Here is a 24,115-nt window from a genome sequence, read left to right as displayed (position 1 = left end):
AGCCTGACTTTTTAGCCCATAACCTGAGGTCGGCATAAATAAGGCCACTTACGGAAGATCCCGTACTTCGCCCCAAAAACAGCGATAATCCTTCGGATTCAGCCCTAATTTCCTGAGGTAATCTATGGTTTTAAGCTGAACTTCAACTGCCGTATAGTCTTTGCACGATTTAATATCTTCTGGGACAGGCTGCAAGGGGATTTTATCCTTTCTGCACTGATGAAGGTAGCCAAACCAGGCCTGTAAAAATTGGTTAATCAACTTAATTTCCTGTACCGTTTTCGGGCAACGGAAAAACCGAAATTCCAGTGTTGATAATTTCTTGACTTTTTCTGCTCCGGTAATATGCAATAAAGACATAGCCATATACTTTTCCATACAATAATTACCAATTGGACCTAGCCCCATTTGTATGGTCGTCATATGAACAAGTTGGCTATAAAAATGGGCAAATTGATCAAGCCTGTCTTTTTTTTCCGAATCAGTGCTCGCTTTATGGCTTGTTTTTTCAGTATGATTTTCTTCTATTCTTTTATTGTAGCGGTCAATAATTCTATTTAATCGCTTTACGGCAAATGGTTTTGTGTCTGGATTATAATCAGCAAATGTTTTATACCATTTAGCTTCATCCTGCTGTACGATTCGATCATTATTTCCAAACGCCCTCAACAGAAAAGGATTTCGTTGGATCTCAGATTCCATCGCCAGAAGCACACCAGTGTCACCCTGAGTAGCACTCATCGCATCGACGTGTTTATGTCCGGAGCTATAGTCAATGAATCCTTCGTTTCGCATTGAATCAGTTACTTCAATCACCTTCTCAAAAGATAACTCCGCGAGTTGATCATCAGAATGATAAGGCGTGCAGTTTATTTCAAACCACCGACGTGAGTCATAAAAAGGGATCACTGTAAATGTACTGTTAAATCCATAGCGTTCACGACGTTCTCCGTCGGTACGTTGATCAGTAAACTTTTTTTCTGATAATCGAGATAAAAAAATATTAAGATGATCACCATAACGAAGAGAACAATCATCTTTTAGATCATATTCAAGCTCTTCACCAAATTTAAGGTTTGGTCTGTTTGCCAAATCCACTCCATTGTCATTCGGTAAAGAGCAGTGATCAAACAGGGTATCGACAATGCCATCACAGCGCCGCAAAAAAATAACATCCATAACATCTCGATTAAAAAACTCTCTCAAATCACTTTTGTTTTCTCGCAAAGCAATGGTTAACAAGTTTCTGCCTCTATAATCATCATCACCACTATCAATAATTGTCTGCCTGAATTTCACAGCAAAATCAAAGATAATACCCAGCTCAGAAAAAAGGCCTCTTGAAGCAAAAAGAGTTTCGAAAAATGGAAATATATCCTTCATTAATTGCTGGTAGGTAAATTTATGATTCGAATACCCAATATATGGAGTCACATCATCCGATAGATTCTTTTTTTTGTTGAGATAATCAACTAACATGTCCACCAGACTATAACATAATCCACGCAAATCTCTTTTTGATTCCGCTGCTGCCCCTTCGGTAAAAATAGTAGTCAGGAAAGACTCTATCTCCTCAACCCGCCCCAGGCTAATGGTTTTACCCGCCACGTATTTATCGGGGCTGCTTTCAACAGTAAAACACCGATCATGGACAAGCCCCTCCTGGTATAAAATAAAATCGATAAAAATCCCTATTAATTCGTCTCTTTGATCACCTCTACACCTTTCTTTTTCGATTACGTTGTATCTCAGTGTATGTATGAGGTTTTCAATAGTATTTCTAAAATGCTGAGCCACTTCCTCAGCTGTAAACTTCTCGCTGACTCTGGCTACATTCATTACCTCAGCACTATCCGTAGTAACCCAATGGGAAACTTTTCGCTCGGGAATAGTCTGATTGACGATCTGGTGACTGCAACCTGGCGCAATAGAGCCAAGTCTGCTTATCTTATTTACCGGTGCAAAGGATTCATCATCAAACTGCAAATTTCTTGAAAAACTTTTAAATACTTTCTGTTCTGAATCAAAACCATCATCATTCTTTTCAGCAGGACTGCTTTTATGAAATCCGTAACTATCTGTTTTTGCTGTATTTATATTCATACCCCCCCCTAATAAACACATTTAATTCATTAAAGCCTATATTCATTAGACTATTAATTTCTGAAAAAATTCCACAACGACGATTCATATTACTCGCTGACCCACTACGTGAGGCTGTTGACCGAGATGGAATGATTCAGCAAAGGTGAAATAACTGAAAGGGCTCGGGGCCAATAACCCCCACACCAGCGTTAAAACAGACTTTAAAGTTCATAACCTGAGTTTTGCATTCAATCGGTCGCTGACGGAATATCCCTTACTTCATCCAACAACCGGGGAGCGTTCTTATCTAAATTCAAACAATAATTGCAAGCGCTACCCCTCATCTTCGAACACAATATAATACAACAACCCCAAAAATAAACATTGAACAGAGACCGATTGTTAAGTTATCAAGCTGAGTTTTTTCCTGTCGTAACTCATTTCTAACGAGTTCAAGTTCAGAATTAGTTTGCTGAACACTGGCAGTTAAGGACTGTATCAGACTATTAGTAGAACAGGAATGAATCAAATGAAGAGCACCATTATATGGTTCATCAATAAAGCCTGAGCATTTTGGGCAATCGACGTGACCATGTTCCGCTAAAACATCGTAACAGCTTTCATGAAAAGTATGCTGACAAAGTAAAACTTTTTTATCATTGCTGGCCAGATTTTTTTTGCATATAAGACAGTGTTCATCTGAATACAATACTGTACTAACCAGATAGAGAGGTAAAAAACAGGCAATTAGCTTCATGACTCTCTCATATGATTCTGAAAATGCCCTTAAGTATAAGCATAAATCGGATAGAATGATTCGGCAAAGGTGAAATAACTGAAGGGGCTTGGGGCCAACAACCCCCACACCAGCATTAAAACTGACTTTAAAGCTCATAACCTGAGTTTTACATTCAATCGGTCGCTGACGGAATATCCCTTACTTCACCCCAAAAGCAGCGATACTCCTCCGGATTCAGCCCTAATTTACTGAGGTATTCAATGGTTTTAAGCTGAACTTCAGCTGCCGTATAGTCTTTGCAGGATTTAATATCTTCAGGGACAGGCTGCAAAGGAATTTTATCCTTTCTGCACTGATGAATGTAGCCAAACCAGGCTTGTAAAAATTGATTAATCAATTCAATTTCCTGTACCGTTTTCGGGCAACGGAAAAAACGAAATTCCAGCGTTGATAACCTGTTGACTCTGTGTGCTCCGGTAATATGCAACAAAGACATAGCCATGTACTTTTGCATTACATGGGAATCAATAGGACCAAGTCCCTTTTGTATAGTCGTCATATGAACAAGCTGGCTATAAAAATGTGCAAATTGCTCTAGCCTCTCTTTTTTTTCTGAATGAGTGCTCCCTTTATGGTTTGGCTTTTCAGTATGATTTTCTTCTATTTTTTTATTGTATCGTTCAATGATCCTGTTTAACCGCTCTACGGCAAATGGTTTTGTGTCTGGATTGTAATCAGCAAATGTTTTGTACCATTGAGCTTCATTTCTCTGCAGGATACGATCATTATTTCCAAACGCCCTCAACAAAAAAGGATTTCGCTGGACCTCAGACTCCATCGCCAGAAGTACACCAGTATCACCCTGGGTAGCACTCAAGGCATCGACGTGTTTATGCCCGGAGCTATAGTCAATCCATCCTAAGTTACGCATTGAATCAATCACTTCAATCACCTTCTCAAAAGATAATTTCGCGCGTTCATCATCAGGATGGTAAGGCGTGCAATTTATTTCAAACCACTTCAACGAGTCATAAAAAGAGACTACGGTAAAACGATCATCAAAACCATGGCGTATACCACGTCTGTCAATAGTGCGACTACTCATTCCTGTTTCATTTAGTAGAGATGAAAAAATATTACAAAGTCGACCCTCTGTATCCGAATCTTCATTTTTAACATCATATTCAAGCTCTTCACCCAATTTAAGGTTTAATCTGTTTGACGGCTTCGCTTCATTGTCAATCCCAAAACAGGAGTCATCAAACATGGCATTGACAATACCATCACAGCGCCGGGAAAAAATAACATCCATAACATGTCGATTAAAATACTCTCTCATATTACTTCTGTTCTCGCGCAGACCAATGATTAACTGATTGGCTCTACAAGGTTTACGTGCACTATCAACCAGTTCCTGCCTGAATTTTACGACAAATTTAAAGATGATACAGAACTCAGTAAAAAGGCCTTCTCCATTAAGAAGGATTACGAAAAATGGATATGTCTGCTTTAGTAATCTCTCGAACCTGATTTCATGCCAAGAGTTATCAAAAGACACAATCTTTGGGGTAACATCATCCAGTTCGTTTTCCTTTTTTTTAAGATAATCAACCAGCATTTCCTCCAGACCATAACGCATTCTGGGCTTATAAGCTTTTGATTCCTCTATTGCCCAATCGGTAAAAATAGCATTCAGGAAAGACTCTATCTCTGCAGCCCGCTCCTGGCTCATGGTTTTACCCGCCACGTATTTATCGGGGCTGCTTTCAAGAGTAAAAGCCCGATCATGGACCAGACCTTCCTGACATAATATAAAATCGATAAAAATCTCTGTTAATACGTCTACATGATCGTATTCATAGCCTTCACTTGTGATTTTTTTGTATATCACTGAATGTATAAGGTTTTCAATGCTAGTCCGGAAACGCTCAGCCACTTCCTCAGCGGTAAACGTCCCGTTGACTCTGGCTACATTTATGGCTTCACAATCATCAGAAGTAACCCAGTGGGAAACTTTTCGCTCGAGAATAGTCTGATTGGCAATCGTATGGCTGCAGCCTGGCGCAATAGAGCCAAGCTCTCGTATCTTCTCAAGCGGTGCGGAGGATGTATCCTCAAACTTTAGCTTTCTTGAAAAACTTTTGGATACTTTCTGTTCTGAATCAAAACTTTCATCAGTCTTTTCAACGGGGCTGCTTTTATGAAATCCGTAAGTATCTGTTTTGGTGGTGTTTGTATTCATAAATCCCTCTATTGAACACATTAAATTCTTTAAAGCTTGAGTGCATTAGACTATTAATTTCTGAAAAAATTCCGGAACGATGATTAATATTACTCGCTGACCCGCTACGTGAGGCTGTTGATCGAGATGGAATGATTCAGCAGAGGTGAAATAAATGAAGGGGTTGAACCCTCACGCCAGCATTAAAACTGACTTTAAAATTCATAACCTGAGCTTTGCATTCAATCAGGCGCTGAAGGATTATCCCTTACTTCACCCCAAAAGCAGCGATACTCTTCCGGATTCAGCCCTAATTTACTGAGGTATTCTATGGTTTTCAGCTGAACTTCAGCTGCCGTATAGTCTTTGCAGGATTTAATATCTTCCGGGACAGGCTGCAAAGGAATTTTATCCTTTCTGCACTGATGAATGTAGCCAAACCAGGCTTGTAAAAATTGGTTAATCAAGTCAATTTCCTGTACTGTTTTCGGGCAGCGGAAAAAACGAAATTCCAGCGTTGATAATTTGTTGACTCTGTTTGCTCCGGTGATATGCAACAAAGACATAGCCATATACTTTTCCATAATATCAACATCAATATAACCAAGCCCCTTCTGTATAGTCGTCATATGAACAAGCTGGCTGTAGAAATGGGCAAATTGCTCAAGTCTCTCTTTTTTTTCCCAATCAGTGCTCCCTTTATGGCCTGGCTTTCCAGTATGATTTTCTTCTATTTTTTTATTGTATAGGTCAATGATTCTATTTAACCGCTTTACGGCAAATGGTTTTGTGTCCGGATTGTAATCAGCAAATGTTTTGTACCATCTGGCTTCATTTTTTTGCAGGATACGATCATTATTTCCAAACGCCCTCAGCAAAAAAGGATTTCGCTGGATCTCAGACTCCATCGCCAAAAGCACACCGGCATCACCCTGAGTAGCACTCAAGGCATCGACGTGTTTATGCCCGGAACTATAATCAATCAATCCTTTGTTACGCATTGAATCAATCACTTCAATCACCTTCTCAAAAGATAATTTCGCGCGTTCATCATCAGGATGGTAAGGCGTACAATTTATTTCAAACCACGCCGACGAGTCATAAAAAGAGACTACGGTAAAGCGATCATCAAAACCATAGTGCACACCACGTTGGTCAGCGATAGCCTGATCACTCATCCCTTTTTCTTTTAGTAGAGATGAGAAAATATTACAAAGCCGACCCCGTGTACGGGAAAGGTCATTTTTAATATCATATTCAAGCTCTTCACCCAATTTAAGTTTTGATCTGTTTGACGGCTTCGCTTCATTGTCAGTCCCAAAAGAGGAGTCACTAAACATGGCATTAACAATGCCATCACAGTGCCCGGAAAAAATAACATCCAGAACATGTCGATTAAAATACTCTCTCATATGACTTCTGTTCTCGCGCAGAGCGATGATTAACTTGTTAGTTCTACAAGGTTCACGCGCACTATCAACCAGTTCCTGCTTGAATTTTACGAAAAAATTAAAGACAACACCGAACTCAGAAAAAAAGCCTCTGCCATCAAGAAGGATTTGAAAAAATGGATATATCTCCTTCAGTAATTTCTCGAACCTGATTTTATGCCAAAAGTTACCAGAGGACACAATCTTTGGCGCAACATCATCCTGTACGTTTTCCTTTTTTTTAAGATAATCAACCAGCATGTCCTCCAAACCATAATGTACTCTTGGCCAATAAGTTTTCGATCCCTCTGCTTCCCATTCGCTAAAAATAGCATTCAGGAAAGACTTTATCTCTTCAACCCGCCCCTGACTCATGGTTTTACCCGCCACGTATTTATCAGGGCTGCATTCAACAGTAAAACACCGATCATGGACCAGACCTTCCCGACATAAAATAAAATCGATAAAAATCTCTGTTAATTCGTTTGTTTGATTATATTCATAGCTTTCCCTTGTGATTTTTTCGTTTATCGGTGAATGCCTGAGGTTTTCAATGGTAGCTCGGAAATGCCCAGCCACTTCCTCTGGGGTAAACGTCTCGCTGACTTCGGCTGCATTTATGGCCTCACAATCATCAGAAGCAACCCAATGGGAAACTTTTCGCTCAGGAATAGTTTGATTGGCAATCTGATGGCCGAAACCCGGCGCAATAGTGCCGAGCCCTCGTACCTTCTCTACCGGTGCGGAAGATGTATCCTCAACCTGTAGCTTTATTGAAAAACTTTTGAAAACTATCTGTTCTGAATCAAAACTTTCATCAGTCTTTTCAGCAAGGCCGCTTTTATGAAATTCGTAACTATCTGTTTTTGTTGTATTTATATCCATAAATCCCTCTATTGAACAGATTTAATTCTTTAATGCTCTAGTGCTTTAGACTATTAATTTGTAAAAAAATTCCAGAACGATGATTCATATTACTCAGTGCTGGCCTGCTGCATGAGGCTGATGACCGGGATGGAATGATTCAGAAGAAGTGAAGTAAATCAAGGGGTTGTGGGCCAATTACCATAGTGCCAGCATTAAAAATGACACTATAAGTACTCAACCTGAGTTTTACATTCAATCGGTCGCTGACGGAATATCTCTTACTTCGCCCCAAAAACAGCGATAATGCTCCGGATTCAGCCCTAGTTTACTGAGGTAATCAATGGTTTTTAGCTGAACTTCAGCTGCCGTGTAGTCTTTAGAGGATTGAATATCTTCAGGGACAGGCTGCAAAGGAATTTTATCTTTCCTGCACTGATGAATGTATTGAAACCAGGCTTGTAAGAATTGATTAATCAACTCAATTTCCTGTACTGATTTCGGGCAACGGAAAAAACGAAACTCCAGCGTAGATAACTTGTTGACTCCACTTGCTCCGGTAATATGCAACAAAGACATAGCCATAAACTTTCCCATTATATCGCCACCAATGAAACCAATTCCCTTTTGTATAGTCGTCATATGAACAAGTTGGCTATAAAAATGCGCAAATTCTTCAAGTCTGTCTTTGTTTTCCGAATCAGTGCTCACTTTATGGCTTGGCTTTTCAGTATAATTTTCTTCTATTTTTTTATTATATCGGTCAATGATTCTATTTAACCGCTTTACGGCAAAAGGTTTTGTGTCTGGATTGTAATCAGCAAATGTTTTATACCATCTAGCCTCATCGTCCTCCAGGATACGATCATTATTTCCAAACGCTCTCAGCAAAAAAGGATTTCGCTGGATCTCAGACTCCATCGCCAGAAGCACGCTGGTATCACCCTCAGTGGCACTCATAGCATCAACGTGTTTATGCCCGGAGCTATAATCAATCAATCCTTCCTTGCGCATTGAGTCAGTAGCTTCAATGACCTTCTGAAATGATAGTTTTGCGCGTTGATCATCAGTATGATAAGGCGTGCAGTTTATTTCAAACCAATCCTCTGAGTCATAAAAAGAGACTACGGTAAAGCTATTATCAAAGCCAAAGTGTGGACCACGTTTGTCATTGGAAGCTTGCAAAACCATCCCTTTTTCTTTGAGTCGAGATGAAAAACCATTACAAAGCCGACCTTGTGTACGGGAAAATTTATTTTTTACATCATATTCAAGTTCTTCACCCAATTTAAGGTTTGGTCTGTTTGCTGGTTCCGCTTCATTGTCAGTTAGAGAACAGCTATCAAACATAGCACTGACAATACCATCACAGCGTCCGGAAAAAATAACATCCATAACATGTCGATTAAAATACTCTCTCACATCACTTTTGCTAAGGCGCAGACCAATAGTTAACAAATTGCCGGTTTTACACGGTACACAAGCACTATCAATCAATTCCTGTCTGTATTTTGCGGCACAATTAAACACCAAACCTAACTCAGAAAAAAAGCCTTTTCCAGCAAGAAGGGTTTGAAAAAATGGATATATCTCTTTCAGCAATTTCTTGTAAGTAATCTCATAAATATGAAAATCATGTGTAACCTTAATCTTTGGGGTAACATCATCCGGTACCTTCTCTTTTTTGTTTAGATAATCAACCAGCATGTCACCCAGGCTATAACGTAAGCTGGACTTATCAAATTTTGATGCCTCTGCTGCCTGTTCGGTAAAAATAACATTCAGGCAAGACTCTATCTCTTTAATCCGCTCCTGGCTCATGGTTTTACCCGCCACATATTTATCGGCACTGCTTTCAACAGTAAAACACCGATCATGAACCAGACCTTCCTGGCATAAAATAAAGTCGATGAAAATTCCTGTTACTTTTTCTCTTTGATCATCTTCATGATATTCCATTGCGATTTCGTCGTATCGCAGCGTATGTATAAGGTTTTCAATAGTATTTCGAAAACGTTTAGCCACTTCCTCTGCGGTAAACGTCTCACTCACTCTGTCTCTTGCTTCATCCAGGGCCTCAAAACCATCAGTGGTAACCCAATGGCAAACTTTTCTCTCGGGAATACTCTGACTAGCCTTTCGATGACAACAATCTGTCAGAATACAACCGAGCCCTCGTATCCGCTTTATCAATGCAGAGGATTTATCTTGAGCCCATCGTTTTTTTGAGAAGCTCTTGACTTCTCTCTGCTCTGAATCAAAACTCTCATCAACATCTTCTTTAGCAAGACTGCTTTCATAGAGCACGTGAGTATTTGTTCTGGTAGTGTTTATATTCATAGGTCACTCCATTGACCGTATTTAATTTTCTCAGCTACTTATGTTTTAGACTGTTATATTCCAAAAAAATTCCACAACCATGCCAGTAATGACAGCTTTCGTGTTTGATAACAGTCTACGGGGATTAACAGCCAAACCAGAATACACTCCAGAAGTTGATCGTTGAGAGAGGATCATAAGTATACTCCTGAAAAAAGACTGGCAGAATACAAGGATCAAGCCAGTCATTTTCTGTTCAGGTTATGCCATTTGTGGGCTGGGCTTCAGGTAAAAGAGGGTATAGCGAATAACGACATAAGTCACAATGGCGGTAGCCACCCAGAGTTCAATGAGCCCCAGCTGAAAAAAGAGATCAGCAAAGACACCATTTACCTTGCTCTCCAGCTTAAGCAGCGCTGTGGCACCAATCACCATTGGAAAGGTGAAGGCTGCATAGCCCGGTGAAAATGGCAATCTGAGCAGTTTAATGAAAGCCATGTATACCATTGCCGTCATAAAAATAGCCAGTGGCGTCAGAATACTGATCATAATCAGGCTGGGGTTATCAGTGATGGTCAGGTATCCCGCCAGAGACAGACTGGCCGGAGCCCCCATAATGGCAAAAGTAGGCAGCGCTGCATCAGGAATAGTGTTCTTGAAGATCAGTCGATAGAACATGATAGGCAGCTTTACGAAATAGCAGAACATTCCAAAGATAAACAACACCCTGACCAGCGACTCAAAGCCCATACCCGTACTGGTGACCGCAGCCACTATAATACCAACGGGAGGTACGAACCAACTGGGCACCATATGCTCAATATCAAAGTCCCGAATCCTGTGAGTCACAAAGCCTGCCAGCAATATCAGATGAGTCAGCACAGCTACGAGCCAAAGAAACCGTGCCGCAACTTCGGAAACGGGCATGAGTGCCGAGGCGATCACCATAGTCGCCATGGCGCAGGTTGGCATAACACTGCTGATGACAGGGTGTGAAAGATCTTCACGAATCAAATGCGGGTGCAAAATAAACTTCAGCATCACCTTGAAGACGAGGATAGCGGCGATAACAGCAGCGGTTAACTTCAGCCCCTGGGACTGATCTGGCATGACGAGAGACCAGGCAGCGCCAAGGCTGGCAATACCTAAAGCCAAGCCTCCAAGGGGAGTGGGAACACGGCTTAGTCTTGTTACCAAGCCAGCTGTGCGACCTGGATTTGCAGTCTTATTCATCTTGCTTATTACCGAGAGTGTCTGTCATCGCACATGGCTTTTTAAGCACATGGCTGTTTGAGCAGCTTTTATAAAGGTATATGAATAAAATAACCTGTTTAAAGAATAATAAAATTCAAACTTTTAAATAATTATGATCAGTAAATCTTATACTTGAGGAGGCCATACACTTCAGCTAAAAACAGCCCACAACAGAAAAATGATCGGGTTAAAGTAAAGAAGTTCATGTTTCCCTCTTCGCAGTGCAAGCAGATACAAAAACTCTTTAAAATCAGATTCGGCGGCATTTCATTGCACTTTTCATAGTAGAATGCACGACTCAATTTTCAACCCCAGACTCCCCTTTATGTCGCCAGATAGCAATAATGAAGCCTTCAGCCAGCAAGTGCTCCAATGGTTTGATGGTCATGGACGCAAGAACCTGCCATGGCAGAAAAACATCAATCCTTACCGGGTATGGATCAGCGAAGTCATGCTACAGCAGACCCAGGTCGCTACCGTTATTCCGTACTTTGAAAACTTTATGGCGCGATTTCCCAAGGTTTCAGACCTGGCTTCAGCGGAAATCGATGATGTGCTGCATTTATGGAGTGGGCTGGGGTATTACAGCAGAGCCAGAAACCTGCACAAGGCAGCAAAAATGGTCATGGACACTTTTGCCGGTGAGTTTCCCCGTTCTGTTGATGAATTAACTCAGTTACCCGGGATCGGTTTATCCACTGCCGGAGCGATAGCGTCTATCAGTATGGGTATTCGTGCTCCAATCCTGGATGGCAATGTCAAAAGGGTTCTGGCCCGTTATCAGGCCACTACTGGCTGGACCGGACAGTCCGCTGTCGCAAAACAACTCTGGCGTATTGCTGAAGAGTATACCCCACATCATCGCAATGCTGATTACACTCAGGCGATGATGGATCTGGGCGCTATGATTTGTACCCGAACCAAACCTTCCTGTCTGATTTGCCCGTTAGAGCAGAATTGTCTGGCCCATAAAGCTGGGGAAGAAACCCGCTACCCAGAGCCCAAACCTAAAAAAGACAAGCCGGAACGATCAGTAAGAATGTTAATGGTCATCAACGAGTTTGGAGAGGTTCTATTGGAAAAAAGACCCCCTACGGGTATTTGGGGAGGACTTTGGGGGTTTCCGGAAATCCAGATCGACGAGGTGCTGCCTGAAGCTGCTCAAAACATGACCGGATTGAGTCTGCAAGATTTTGAAGAGTGGCCGTCATTTCGACACACATTCAGCCATTATCACCTGGATATCACCCCGATCAAATCCTTTACTGCCAGAGCCTCTGCTGTAGCGGATGGCGATCGATGGCACTGGTTTCAACCTGATCAACCGTCCAAGCTGGGGCTGGCAGCTCCGGTCAGCAAACTGTTAAGTAAAATCAGGAGGAGCCTATAGGAGGCTGAAATTACCGGGTTAGAGTTGAAAAAAGTTTCGAGTTAAACTACGCACCCCCAATGAAACAATGCCAAGTCCGACATGATCCGTAGATTTAAAGAATACGTCACAGGGTGTTTATCTGTCTCCCTTTTGATCATCAACACCCTTTTGCTCAGCCTGCCGCTGCTCTGTTTTTCTCTCTTAAAACTCATCGTCCCTCTAAAAAGCTTTCGTCGCCTTATGGGACGTATAGCCCACTCTTTGGCGGAGCTGTGGATCAGCATCAACTCTCTCTGGATCAGAGCACTATCAGGAACTCATCTGAATATAAGCGGCCTGAAAGATCTGAACCCCAATGGCTATTACCTGGTCACTGCCAACCATCAAAGCTGGGCTGATATTTTGCTGATGCAACATCTGCTCAACAGAAAAATCCCCCTGATGAAGTTTTTTCTCAAACAGGAGCTGATCTTCGTTCCGGTCATAGGTCTCTGTTGGTGGGCTCTCGACTTCCCGTTTATGAAGCGTTACAGCAAAGCCTATCTTGAAAAGCACCCGGAAAAACGTGGCAAAGATCTGGAAAATACCCTTAAAGCCTGCGAAAAATTCAAAACCATGCCGGTATCCATCGTCAATTACCTTGAAGGCACCCGTTTTAGCAAAGCAAAGCACCAAAAGCAGTCATCACCCTTCAAACATTTGCTGAACCCTCGTGCTGGCGGTATCAGCTACGTCATCGGAGCACTGGGTGAGCAGGTGAGAACCCTTTTGAATATCACCATTGTTTATCATCAAAAAGACCAGCTGGGCTTCTGGGACTTCCTGTGTGGTCGAATTACAAGCGTCAGTATCCATTTTGAACAACAAACCATCCCGGAATCCTTCATAGGTCGAAGCTACCAGCAGGATGCTGAATTTCGAAATGACTTTCAGGCATGGGTTAATCATCTCTGGGTAGAGAAAGATCAGCTCATACTGGAAATGAGTCATCGTCAGGAAGGTGGTGTTAAATGACAATCGTTGAAACGGGTAAAAAATAAAACATAAGTACCTAACCAGCCTTCATTCTGACTCCGAGGCCAAAAAATTCTTTTTGGCCTAGAGTTTACGCTTGCTTTCAATATGTGACGAAAGCAACTTTCCAAGTCTACTTTCCAGAACGTATGCATTTATGTAAGCAACAGCCTCTGATTCATCCTCTGATTCAGAATCATCCTTTGTCAAAAGTGACTGATATACAGTTCTCAAAAACGAAACCATTTGCTTTCTTACTTTAGAATTACATTCGTTATATTGGGTTTCAGTAAATAAACTACAGTAGCCATCTATAAAATTAGTAATGAACTCTGGAAAAGCACTTATCCAATCAGATAAATCAGGGTCATCAAGTAATAACACCGACCCCGGTAAAACTTGAAGTATCACTGTGTTAATATCAATAACTATCTGCTGTGGTGATTTTACTGATTTGTATAAACCATCTGTATCTACAAAGAGCACAGAACTATCAGATTTGACGATTATATTTGAGCTATGCAAATCCCCATGAACTAAGCGCGATTTCAATAAAATAAAATTGCTTTCACCATATTTATTGATTATCCCTGAGCTATGCAAAGTACCGAGAGTCATTCCAATTTTTCTATACAATATGTTTAATTTTTTTCGATCTAAACCATTTGAATACATTTTTTCTTTTATTGTACTTAATGTTTTTCCTTCAACATAAGGAAAGACAGAGTAATAAAGGGGTACTGAATCGCTTAAAAGGGAAACCTCTCTCACTGGTTTTACTAACATTGAGCAAAATTCAGATAAGCAGTTTGTGGATAAGTAGTTATCAACAAGTGTGTTTTCTTGATAATTGCTATTTCGTAACTCTTTTAAAAAAAATCTGTCAGAGGGGCATATTAAAGAATAGAAACCATCTTTAGTGACAGAGCCTTTTTCAAAATTAAGGCTTTTCAACTCACAAGCTTCATAATTCTCAATACCGAGAGAATTTGAAATATCAAATACACAATCCTGAATACTTCTGGAGTTACAGGATACCCGATCAAATGCCTGAATAGTTGAAGACATTGCCATAAGCTCGAGCAACAAGCCGATCATTAAAATTTTTATTGTGGTTTTCATGTTAATCCAAAAAATATGATTGATAGTATTTGGACTGTATTTTTTGAAGAAAGTTCAAACTTTATGTGCCAACCGCCATCTGACAAATGCTTCCTGCTCTTTCTGGAGTCTCGTCTCTGGAGTCGACGTTTTTTATATTAAGCATTTCTGAACAGCTCTCCCCTACAAGGCGATTTCCTAGTAAAATACTAAGGTATTCGTAGCAATGCTGTCGTAGGGAGTGGTGGCATTTCCGCCCTCTGATGTATGGAAAATACCTGAATGAGAACAAGCCTGGATCAGCTCAACTTTAATAACCGCTTTGGCCAGCTGCCAGACGTGTTCTACACCCGTCTTCAGGCCACGCCTCTGGATAATCCAAAGCTGGTAGCCGTCAGTCAGAAAGCCGCTGATCTGTTAGATCTTGAGCTGAGTGACACCTGCAAAGAACAGTTGACCCAGGTGGGTGGAGGCTTAAAAACTCTGGAAGATTCCGATCCCCTGGCAATGATCTACTCCGGACATCAGTTTGGCAGCTATAACCCACAGCTGGGTGACGGACGAGGCTTGCTTCTTGGGGAAGTGACCAATAAACAGGGTGAAAGCTGGGATCTCCACTTGAAAGGGGCAGGTATGACGCCCTATTCCCGATTTGGAGATGGTCGAGCCGTTCTACGTTCCTGCATTCGAGAATACCTGGCCTCTGAGGCTCTGTTTCACCTGGGTATCCCAACCACCCGCGCCCTTTGCGTGGTGACCAGCGACACTCCGGTTTACCGTGAAACTGAGGAACGCGGATCTACCCTGCTGCGACTGGCAAAAACTCATATTCGTTTCGGTCACTTTGAGTATTTCTACTACAGCAATCAATACGATGCCCTTGAAACTCTGGCCGAATTTACCATTCAGAACTACTTTCCCGACTGCTCCGATAAAAACGACAAATACAGTTTATTTTTCAAAACAGTGGTAGAGAAAACCACTGAAATGATTGCCCTTTGGCAAGCTAACGGTTTTGCTCATGGGGTGATGAACACTGACAACATGAGTATCCTCGGCGAAACTTTTGATTACGGGCCCTTCGGCTTTCAGGATGATTTCAACTGGCACTATATCTGTAACCACTCTGATCACTCCGGTCGCTATGCCTTCAGCCAGCAACCTGATATCGGTTACTGGAACTGCAGCCGACTGGCAAAGACTCTGGTGCCTCTGCTCGACGATGTATCTGCTCTGCAAAAAATACTGGACACCTATCCCGCACTTTACTCAGCCAGATACCTGTCATTGATGAGTAAAAAGCTGGGACTCCTGGAAGAAGACCCTGAAGACTCAGATCTGATCAAGGATCTTCTGCAGTTGCTCCATGAACAACATCTGGACTACACCCTGTTTTTCCGAACCTTGTCTGATTACCATGTGGGTCAGGGAGTATCCGCATTCATTGCTTTATGCAGCGAACCTGAGCCGCTCGCACAATGGCTGCAACACTATGATGAAAGAGTGTGTCAAAACTCGGAGTCAGAACAGCTGCGCCATCAACGTATGAAGCAAATTAACCCCAAATACATTCTGCGAAACTATCTCGCCCAGGCTGCTATCGAGAAAGCAGAAAAAGGGGATTACAGCGAGATTGAACAACTGATGACAGTGTTGCAGTCACCCTATGATGAGCACCCTGATCTGGAACATTATGCTCAAAAGCCCCCTGAGTGGGGTAAAAAGCTGGAAGTCAGCTGCTCGTCCTGACGGATAGTTTGCTATACCATTCCAACCTGTTACTGATTAAGAGAATGAGGATACCCATGGCCCGTACCGTACATTGTGTAAAACTCAAAAAAGAAGCCGAAGGTCTCGCTGTACCACCTCTGCCCGGACCCAAAGGCCAGTGGGTTTATGAGAACGTTTCCCAGGCAGCCTGGAGTGAATGGCAAGCCCACCAGACTCGCCTGATTAACGAGAAACACCTCAACTTGCTGGACCCTGAAACCCGCAAATACCTGACCGAACAGATGGAAAAATTTTTCGCTGGTGAAGATTATGATACCGCCGATGGTTTTGTGCCTGAGCAGAAGTAAACTGATTGGGAGCCTCTACCATGAACATCAAAGACATTTCCATCTCTAACAACAAAAAGAAGCAGATCCTCTCTGCTATCAGCGACCACTCCGTCCTCTTTCAGGAAGAAAATGGCGACATTGTTGTAGATACCCGGGCCTATCAGACTTACAAGGAAGAAAAAGGGCAGGCACCGATTGAGGAAATAGCTGAGCTGGAATCTCTGGAAGAATTGGCAGACTATGTCGTTTTTCAATGACAAAGCAAGCTCTGTCTGCCGCGTTACGTCTCTAATCTGTTGATCCACACCAATTTTTTTGTTCAAAAGGTGGAAAATCGTTGTACCCGACTTGACTCAGAGAGATGAAATCCGTTTAATACGCCTCGCACATGATTGCATGAAACGCCTGGGTAGCTCAGTTGGTAGAGCAGCGGATTGAAAATCCGCGTGTCGGTGGTTCGATTCCGCCCCTAGGCACCATCGATCTTCACGATGGTGCTATTAAGTCGAAAAAGCAGTCTGGCCTGGGTAGCTCAGTTGGTAGAGCAGCGGATTGAAAATCCGCGTGTCGGTGGTTCGATTCCGCCCCTAGGCACCATATATCAAAGGGTTACGAGAGATCGTAACCCTTTTTTATTTGCCAGTGGGCAGTTTTATTGTGCGCCGAAAAAAATTTACATATTAATATGTGTACCTCTGGAACGTTACTCAGACCGCCCTGGCACACCAGATGACCTTGCCTACAACTGGATTCTCTTCCACCTTTTTCAGATCCATATTCCAACAGGGATATTCAAGGTTATCACTGGTTATTTTCAGTTCATGCTGCACCTGTTTTACCCGTTTGGCCATCAAACCATCTTCGGTTTGAATAAGGTAAACAGCTTCACACTGGACTGATCTCCGGGACAGATCCACCAATACCTGATCGCCATCCTGAAAGGTGGGCAGCATACTGTCACCGCTGATGGTGACAAATGCCAGACTTTCACCGGAAACGCCCAGTTGTCGGCTCAGAAAGGTTTTATTAAAAGCAAAATATTCGCTGACTTCTTCACCCTGAACAACAGAGCCCATTCCGGCACTAGCTTGTACATCAAACATAGGAGCGAAGACAATTTCTTTACTTTCTGTAGTATCAGAGATTTGTCCACTGTCGTTTTGATCGCCTGTTAGCAGCCAGTTCAGGTCAACTCGAAACTCATCATAGAGACTTTCCAGATAGGTCATGGAAGGGCGGCTTGTACCCCGACAGATTTTATAGATGTGAGAGGCAGATTTGCCTGTCATTTCGGCAAACTGCTTTTTGTTTCCCTTTGCCAGACGATCAACTATCAACTGGAATCGATGCGCGAAAGCGTTTGCCATACTCTGCTTTGTCCTGAAATAAGAATAAAAGAAAAATTATACAACAGCAGATCTGATTAAACGTACACTGATAAAAAAGAGGCCTGCTGTTCAGCCTTCAGCAAAGGACCGATATAATCAGCCAATGACTTTCCAGCTACGCCCTTATCAACAAGACGCTGTTTCCAGAGTGATACAGCACTTTCGCAACAGTGACGACCCAGTCCTTGTGGTACTGCCCACAGGTGCTGGCAAGAGTCTGGTCATCAGTGAGCTGGGGCGCATTGCCCGTGGCCGGGTCCTGGTTCTGGCTCATGTCAAAGAGCTGGTTGAACAGAATCATGTCAAATATGAAAGCTATGAGCTGAAAGCTTCCATATTCAGTGCCGGGCTAGGCAGGAGAGAGGCCAGTGAGCAGGTTGTATTTGGCAGTGTCCAATCTGTCGTTAGAAATCTGGATCAGTTTAATGACGAGCACTTCACGCTGCTGGTCATAGATGAATGTCATCGGGTTTCTATGGAAAAAACCTCCAGTTATCACAAGATTATTGAGTACCTTCAAAAGCTCAATCCAAAGCTGAAAATACTGGGATTAACGGCAACGCCCTACCGGCTTGGCATGGGCTGGATTTATCAGCATTACCTGCCCGGAAACCAAAAAGGCACCCTGAGAACGGCAGAAAAGCGATTTTTCAAAAGCTGTATTTATGAACTTCCCTTGTCGTACATGATCAAAAACAACTATCTGACACCGGCAACCCTGATTGATGCCCCTGTTGTTTTTTACGACTTTAGTCTTTTATCAAGGGACCGTTTTGGTCGCTACAGCGAAGCTGATCTGAACACGCTGCTGAAAGGCAAAGGGCGGGCAACACAACAGATCACCAATCAGGTTCTGAAAGCGTCGGAAAACAGAAAAGGTATCATGATCTTCGCTTCTACCGTGGATCATGCCCGGGAAATAATGGGCTATCTGCCAGAATCTGAATCTGCTTTGATCATTGGTGAAACGGTTACTCAGGAGCGTGATAACCTGATTCAGGCTTTCAAGGCTCAGAAGATCAAATATCTGGTCAACGTTTCGGTCTTAACCACTGGCTTCGACGCCCCCCATGTTGATCTGATCGCTATTCTTCGCCCCACCGAATCTGTCAGCCTTTATCAGCAGATTGTGGGCCGTGGGCTTCGTCTGGCAGAAGGCAAGAAAGATTGTCTGATTATAGATTTTGCCGGTAATCGCTATGATCTGTTCAGCCCTGAAGTAGGCAGTCCAAAGCCAGACTCCCAATCCGTCCCCGTGACAGTTTCCTGCCCTGCCTGTGGCCATGAGAACAGCTTCTGGGGCATCGTCGATGATGACGGTGATCTGATCGAGCACTATGGTCGCCGTTGTCAGGGCGTTGAAACGTTTGAAGGTCAAATCGTTCAATGCGATTTCCGCTATCGTTTCAAGGAGTGTCAAGAATGCGGTGCAGAAAACGACATTGCCGCGAGAAAATGTCATCAATGCCGAAAAACACTGGTTGATCCGGATCAAAAACTGCGAGATGCCCTTAACCTGAAAGACTGTATGGTGCTTCGTTGTTCAGGTATGACGATGGAATCTGACTCCGCAAGAAATAACCCCAGAATCAAAATCACCTACTACGATGAAGATGGTGCTGAAGTCAGTGAGTATTTCCGTCTGGACACTGCTGCTCAACAAGGTGCTTTTTATCATCACTTTGGCAAACATGCCCTGATTAATCGTGCTGAGCCCTTCAGGGCAAAGTCAGTCGACTCTGTTATCAGTCAACAAAAGAAATTTCGCAAGCCAGACTTCGTGATTGCCAGAAAAGAGAAACACTACTGGTCGGTCGTTGATAAGCTCTTTGATTATGAGGGTCATTACCGAAAGGCTTATGAGGCCGAGTAACCCGCCACCTCATACTCTCAGCAATTCCCGCTCAAGCATAAAACCCTTGATTTTAAAGGGCTACAGAGGAATTTCAGAATTGGTGCTTGCAGACTTTTTTACTTCAAATATGTTCATGATTTAGGAAGCCCCCTACGGCGTCCGGTTTTCATGGGCTGTAGAAGACTTTTAAAGTAGCTTAAAAAATATGCAATTAAACTGAGCGGGAATTGCTGATGAATCAGATCCGCTGATAGGGCTCACAGCTGGAGTAATTGTAGAGACATCAATCTATTATCAAGCTCATGAATCTGATTTAATCGCTTCTGTCGGTGGTACAGAACACAGGTGAGACTTACTGATCATAGGTACAAATCAGTCCTGCTGCTGGTCAGTAACTTCTTTTAATTCCTTATGGTACTATCCTTGCCCATAGCCATTTGCTACGGGCATTAGTATTGGGTTATCAAACCTGTAACCGAAAAATCCAAATGCTTTTCATGGCAGGTAGAAGAAAAACGCTACAGTAGAATAATGACATGATCTGGATCATCGCACTCATTGCTCTGATTATTATTGGTAACTTCATGTGGCTCCTGCCTTCCAAGTCAGACAGGCGTCGTATGAAGCTTAGAAACAAAGCCATCCTGTCTGGCTTTACCTGTCGGGAAATAAACGACAAAGAAAGTTTACCTGGATCTATCAATATCGAGCAGGGCCCATGGCTTGAGTATTCCACTGTGTCTTTAACTGAAGATAATGATCCCGTTATCGTATTGGAAAAAGCCGATGGACGCTGGCCTGTAAACACTAGAGTCGGCTCTGAAAAGCTCTCCAGATTACCTGCTTCCGCTGTCAGGGTGAGCTTCCGGACAGGTTCCATCGCAGTACTCTGGAATGAAGAAGGTGAACTGGAGGATGTTCAGACTATCATGGATTTTCTTGAGAGCGTTGCGGTCACAGAGCCCTGCAGCCAACAATAAACCTGAGCCGCCACGTAACGCTATCTGACAGGAAAAGTAAAATGCCTTCCGTTCTCTTCGTTTTTCTCAACACAACATTTGTGACTACCTCTCTATGTAAGAAAGGTAGTCACTCCGTTTAAGCCAGTCCTCGCTCCGGGCTGGTTCTTACATGGGTCAAATAAAGTGGCAGGCCAACCAGAAGGAAACCTCCTACCAGATTCCCCAGAGCGGTAGGCAGTTCATTCCAGATCAGGTAATCCATCACAGTAAATTCACCACCCATGATCATTGAGAAGGGGAAAAGGAACATATTGACAATAGAGTGCTCGAAGCCCATGAAGAAAAACAGCATAATGGGCATCCACATGGCCACCATTTTTGCACCTGCAGACGTTGAGATCATGGCGCCGACAACCCCCATGGATACCATCCAGTTACAGAGCATTCCCCGAACAAAAATCGTTAACCAGCCTGCAAGACCATGCTCCTGATAGCCCAATGTTCTCGACTCACCAATGGCGGAGACTTTCGCAGCTATGGCTCCACCATCAATGCTGTAGCCATAGGTCAAAATAAACGACACAAAGAAAGCAGTTGTCAATGCTCCGGCAAAATTCCCCAGAAATACCAGTCCCCAATTCCTCAGAAGCCCACGCATATCCACACCGGGTCGTTTATCAATTAACGCCAGAGGAACCAGGGTGAAAACGCCAGTCAACAAGTCAAATTTCATGAGATACAGCATGATAAAACCAATCGGGAACAGCAGAGCGCCGATCAGCGGTGAGCCAGTATTGATAGTCACTGTAATGGCAAAGATAGCCGCCAGTCCCAGAATAGCTCCTGCCATGAAGGCTCGAATAAAGGTATCTTTGGTTGACATGAAGATCTTGGACTCACCGGAGTCCACCATTTTTTTGACAAACTGATCGGGTTCGATATAAGCCATATAGTTCCATCTCGCTACTTTTATTATTCGTCGAGTCCTGCGCAGCAAAAAAGATGCCTGTCTTTTGATTTATCACTTAACATTTTGATTTTTAATATATTAACTATTTACAGGATGGCAAACACCTGAAGAAAATAGTTGATGGGAAAGAAGTGAATCGGTGCATTTTTTTGTGAGCGTGCACCAAAGATGGAAAAAGTTGTTGATAGTAATGGGATACGATTAAACAAAAACCCCAGTCGATCTCTCAACTGGGGTTTTGCTTTATTCAATGCCTGGCGATGACCTACTCTCACATGGGGAAGCCCCACACTACCATCGGCGATGTGTCGTTTCACTTCCGAGTTCGGGATGGGATCGGGTGGTTCCAACACTCTATGGTCACCAGGCAAAACTGGTCGAACCTTGCTTTTGAGCTGGAAGCTTGAAGCTGGAGGCTTGAAGCTGTTCGTCGCAAGCGGAAGGCTCTGGAATCCAAATCTCTTTTTAAGCTGTGTCGTTTCTTCTTGCTCAACACTCTCGTTTCACTGTGTACGGCTTCAAGCTTCCAGCTTCAGGCTTCCAGCTTTTGCTGGCAGCTGCGCTGCGCAAATCGCTTTGGCGTTATATGATCAAGCCTCTCGAGTCATTAGTACGGGTTAGCTCAACGCCTCACAACGCTTACACACCCCGCCTATCAACGTCGTCGTCTTCAACGTCTCTTATGGGCCTTGCGGCCAGGGAAGTCTCATCTTGAAGGGGGCTTCCCGCTTAGATGCTTTCAGCGGTTATCCCGTCCGAACTTAGCTACCGGGCAATGCGTCTGGCGACACAACCCGAACACCAGTGGTTCGTCCACTCCGGTCCTCTCGTACTAGGAGCAGCTCTCCTCAAACTTCCAACGTCCACGGCAGATAGGGACCGAACTGTCTCACGACGTTCTAAACCCAGCTCGCGTACCACTTTAAATGGCGAACAGCCATACCCTTGGGACCGGCTTCAGCCCCAGGATGTGATGAGCCGACATCGAGGTGCCAAACACCGCCGTCGATGTGAACTCTTGGGCGGTATCAGCCTGTTATCCCCGGAGTACCTTTTATCCGTTGAGCGATGGCCCTTCCATTCAGAACCACCGGATCACTATGACCTACTTTCGTACCTGCTCGAGATGTACCTCTCGCAGTCAAGCTGGCTTGTACCATTACACTAACCGCACGATGTCCGACCGTGCTTAGCCAACCTTCGTGCTCCTCCGTTACTCTTTGGGAGGAGACCGCCCCAGTCAAACTACCCACCACACAATGTCCCCGATCCTGATAAAGGACCTGGGTTAGAACCTCAATATTGCCAGGGTGGTATTTCAAGGTTGGCTCCATGCAAACTGGCGTTCACACTTCCAAGCCTCCCACCTATCCTACACAAGCAACATCAAGATCCACTGTGAAGCTGTAGTAAAGGTTCACGGGGTCTTTCCGTCTAGCCGCGGATACACTGCATCTTAACAGCGATTTCAATTTCACTGAGTCTTGGGTGGAGACAGCGTGGCCATCGTTACGCCATTCGTGCAGGTCGGAACTTACCCGACAAGGAATTTCGCTACCTTAGGACCGTTATAGTTACGGCCGCCGTTTACTCGGGCTTCGATCAAGAGCTTCTCCTAAGATAACCCCATCAATTAACCTTCGAGCACCGGGCAGGCGTCACACCGTATACGTCCACTTACGTGTTAGCACAGTGCTGTGTTTTTAATAAACAGTCGCAGCCACCTGGTATCTTCGACCGCCGCCAGCTCAGGGAGCAAGTCCCGTCACCGGCAGCGGCGCACCTTCTCCCGAAGTTACGGTGCCATTTTGCCTAGTTCCTTCACCCAAGTTCTCTCAAGCGCCTTGGTATTCTCTACCTGACCACCTGTGTCGGTTTCGGGTACGGTCCCTTTTGACCTGACGCTTAGAAGTTTTTCCTGGAAGCCTGGCATCAACCACTTCCCCACCTTGGTGGGTTCGTCATCAGTTCTCGGCTTGGTGAACCCGGATTTGCCTGAGTCCACAGCCTACGACCTTAAACAGGGACAACCATCGCCCTGCCGGCCTAGCCTTCTCCGTCACTCCATCGCAGTCAAAAGGGGTACAGGAATATTAACCTGTTTCCCATCGATTACGTCTTTCGACCTCACCTTAGGGGCCGACTCACCCTGCGCCGATTAGCGTTGCGCAGGAACCCTTGGTCTTCCGGCGAGGGAGCCTCTCACTCCCTTTATCGTTACTCATGTCAGCATTCGCACTTCTGATACCTCCAGCCAACCTCCCGATTGACCTTCAACGGCTTACAGAACGCTCCTCTACCGCACCTGCAAAGCAGGTGCCCGTAGCTTCGGTGAATAGTTTGAGCCCCGTTACATCTTCCGCGCGAGCCGACTCGACCAGTGAGCTATTACGCTTTCTTTAAAGGGTGGCTGCTTCTAAGCCAACCTCCTGGCTGTCTGGGCCTTCTCACATCGTTTCCCACTTAACTATTACTTTGGGA

At 43.8% G+C, this 24,115-nt stretch carries 16 protein-coding genes, 2 tRNA genes and 2 rRNA genes (1 of these 20 running past the window's edge); 9 read left to right on the top strand and 11 right to left on the bottom strand.

Annotated elements, in window-relative coordinates; translation table 11 throughout:
* Positions 1–48 precede the first annotated feature (48 nt).
* The 6 genes from P6910_RS00330 to P6910_RS00305 all read right to left on the bottom strand — a co-directional run bounded on the left by P6910_RS00330 (position 49) and on the right by P6910_RS00305 (position 10,891).
* Positions 49–2,103 (bottom strand): hypothetical protein, encoded by a 2,055-nt coding sequence (locus P6910_RS00330; protein ID WP_317144301.1) that lies wholly within the window; start codon positions 2,101–2,103, stop codon positions 49–51.
* A gap of 322 nt (positions 2,104–2,425) precedes the next feature.
* Positions 2,426–2,842 (bottom strand): RING finger domain-containing protein, encoded by a 417-nt coding sequence (locus tag P6910_RS00325; RefSeq protein WP_317144300.1) that lies wholly within the window; start codon positions 2,840–2,842, stop codon positions 2,426–2,428.
* A 154-nt stretch (positions 2,843–2,996) separates the two neighbouring features.
* Complete coding sequence (locus P6910_RS00320; protein WP_317144299.1) at positions 2,997–5,066, bottom strand: hypothetical protein; 2,070 nt, start codon at positions 5,064–5,066, stop codon at positions 2,997–2,999.
* A gap of 221 nt (positions 5,067–5,287) precedes the next feature.
* Positions 5,288–7,360, bottom strand: a complete 2,073-nt coding sequence (locus P6910_RS00315) for a hypothetical protein (RefSeq protein WP_317144298.1) — start codon at positions 7,358–7,360, stop codon at positions 5,288–5,290.
* A 234-nt stretch (positions 7,361–7,594) separates the two neighbouring features.
* On the bottom strand, positions 7,595–9,679 hold the full coding sequence (locus tag P6910_RS00310) for a hypothetical protein (protein WP_317144297.1): 2,085 nt from the start codon (positions 9,677–9,679) through the stop codon (positions 7,595–7,597).
* A gap of 240 nt (positions 9,680–9,919) precedes the next feature.
* The gene (locus P6910_RS00305) at positions 9,920–10,891 is read right to left on the bottom strand and encodes a TDT family transporter (RefSeq protein ID WP_317144296.1); all 972 of its coding nucleotides are present in this window, start codon (positions 10,889–10,891) and stop codon (positions 9,920–9,922) included.
* Positions 10,892–11,201: 310 nt separating this feature from the next.
* Here P6910_RS00305 and mutY point away from each other — a divergent pair, with 310 nt between their 5' ends.
* Together mutY and P6910_RS00295 are read left to right on the top strand one after the other, a co-directional pair.
* Positions 11,202–12,302, top strand: a complete 1,101-nt coding sequence (mutY, locus tag P6910_RS00300; RefSeq protein ID WP_410493865.1) for an A/G-specific adenine glycosylase — start codon at positions 11,202–11,204, stop codon at positions 12,300–12,302.
* An 81-nt stretch (positions 12,303–12,383) separates the two neighbouring features.
* Positions 12,384–13,298 (top strand): acyltransferase, encoded by a 915-nt coding sequence (locus P6910_RS00295; protein WP_317144295.1) that lies wholly within the window; start codon positions 12,384–12,386, stop codon positions 13,296–13,298.
* 84 nt (positions 13,299–13,382) lie between these two features.
* On the opposite strand, the gene P6910_RS00290 is transcribed toward P6910_RS00295, so the two are convergent.
* Positions 13,383–14,420: a hypothetical protein gene (locus P6910_RS00290; protein WP_317144294.1), complete on the bottom strand. Its 1,038-nt coding sequence runs from the start codon at positions 14,418–14,420 to the stop codon at positions 13,383–13,385.
* Positions 14,421–14,681: 261 nt separating this feature from the next.
* Between P6910_RS00290 and P6910_RS00285 the strand changes: the two genes are divergently transcribed.
* The 5 genes from P6910_RS00285 (at position 14,682) to P6910_RS00265 (ending at position 17,056) form a co-directional block, all read left to right on the top strand.
* The gene (locus tag P6910_RS00285; RefSeq protein WP_317144293.1) at positions 14,682–16,148 is read left to right on the top strand and encodes a protein adenylyltransferase SelO; all 1,467 of its coding nucleotides are present in this window, start codon (positions 14,682–14,684) and stop codon (positions 16,146–16,148) included.
* Positions 16,149–16,204: 56 nt separating this feature from the next.
* On the top strand, positions 16,205–16,477 hold the full coding sequence (locus P6910_RS00280) for an oxidative damage protection protein (protein ID WP_317144292.1): 273 nt from the start codon (positions 16,205–16,207) through the stop codon (positions 16,475–16,477).
* Positions 16,478–16,497: 20 nt separating this feature from the next.
* Positions 16,498–16,716 carry a hypothetical protein gene (locus P6910_RS00275; RefSeq protein WP_317144291.1) on the top strand — a complete coding sequence of 73 codons (219 nt, stop codon included), beginning with the start codon at positions 16,498–16,500 and terminating at the stop codon, positions 16,714–16,716.
* A 146-nt stretch (positions 16,717–16,862) separates the two neighbouring features.
* Positions 16,863–16,938, top strand: a tRNA-Phe gene (locus tag P6910_RS00270).
* A gap of 42 nt (positions 16,939–16,980) precedes the next feature.
* Positions 16,981–17,056 (top strand) — tRNA-Phe (locus P6910_RS00265).
* 110 nt (positions 17,057–17,166) lie between these two features.
* On the opposite strand, the gene P6910_RS00260 is transcribed toward P6910_RS00265, so the two are convergent.
* Positions 17,167–17,826, bottom strand: a complete 660-nt coding sequence (locus tag P6910_RS00260; RefSeq protein ID WP_317144290.1) for an XRE family transcriptional regulator — start codon at positions 17,824–17,826, stop codon at positions 17,167–17,169.
* A gap of 124 nt (positions 17,827–17,950) precedes the next feature.
* Between P6910_RS00260 and P6910_RS00255 the strand changes: the two genes are divergently transcribed.
* Both P6910_RS00255 and P6910_RS00250 read left to right on the top strand, forming a co-directional pair.
* A complete protein-coding gene (locus tag P6910_RS00255; RefSeq protein WP_317144289.1) occupies positions 17,951–19,720 on the top strand; it encodes a DEAD/DEAH box helicase in 1,770 nt (589 codons plus the stop codon).
* Positions 19,721–20,238: 518 nt separating this feature from the next.
* Positions 20,239–20,682 carry a hypothetical protein gene (locus tag P6910_RS00250; protein ID WP_317144288.1) on the top strand — a complete coding sequence of 148 codons (444 nt, stop codon included), beginning with the start codon at positions 20,239–20,241 and terminating at the stop codon, positions 20,680–20,682.
* Positions 20,683–20,800: 118 nt separating this feature from the next.
* Here P6910_RS00250 and P6910_RS00245 read toward each other — a convergent pair whose 3' ends face one another.
* The 3 genes from P6910_RS00245 to P6910_RS00235 form a co-directional block, all read right to left on the bottom strand.
* Positions 20,801–21,613: a formate/nitrite transporter family protein gene (locus P6910_RS00245; RefSeq protein WP_317144287.1), complete on the bottom strand. Its 813-nt coding sequence runs from the start codon at positions 21,611–21,613 to the stop codon at positions 20,801–20,803.
* Positions 21,614–21,886: 273 nt separating this feature from the next.
* A 5S ribosomal RNA gene (gene rrf / locus P6910_RS00240) occupies positions 21,887–22,002 on the bottom strand.
* Positions 22,003–22,220: 218 nt separating this feature from the next.
* A 23S ribosomal RNA gene (locus P6910_RS00235) occupies positions 22,221–24,115 on the bottom strand; it runs 995 nt beyond the window's last position.

Source organism: Endozoicomonas sp. 8E, from assembly GCF_032883915.1.
GTDB lineage: Bacteria > Pseudomonadota > Gammaproteobacteria > Pseudomonadales > Endozoicomonadaceae > Endozoicomonas_A.
Note: the sequence above shows the minus strand (reverse complement) of the source record. Positions and strands in the feature narration are given on the sequence as shown.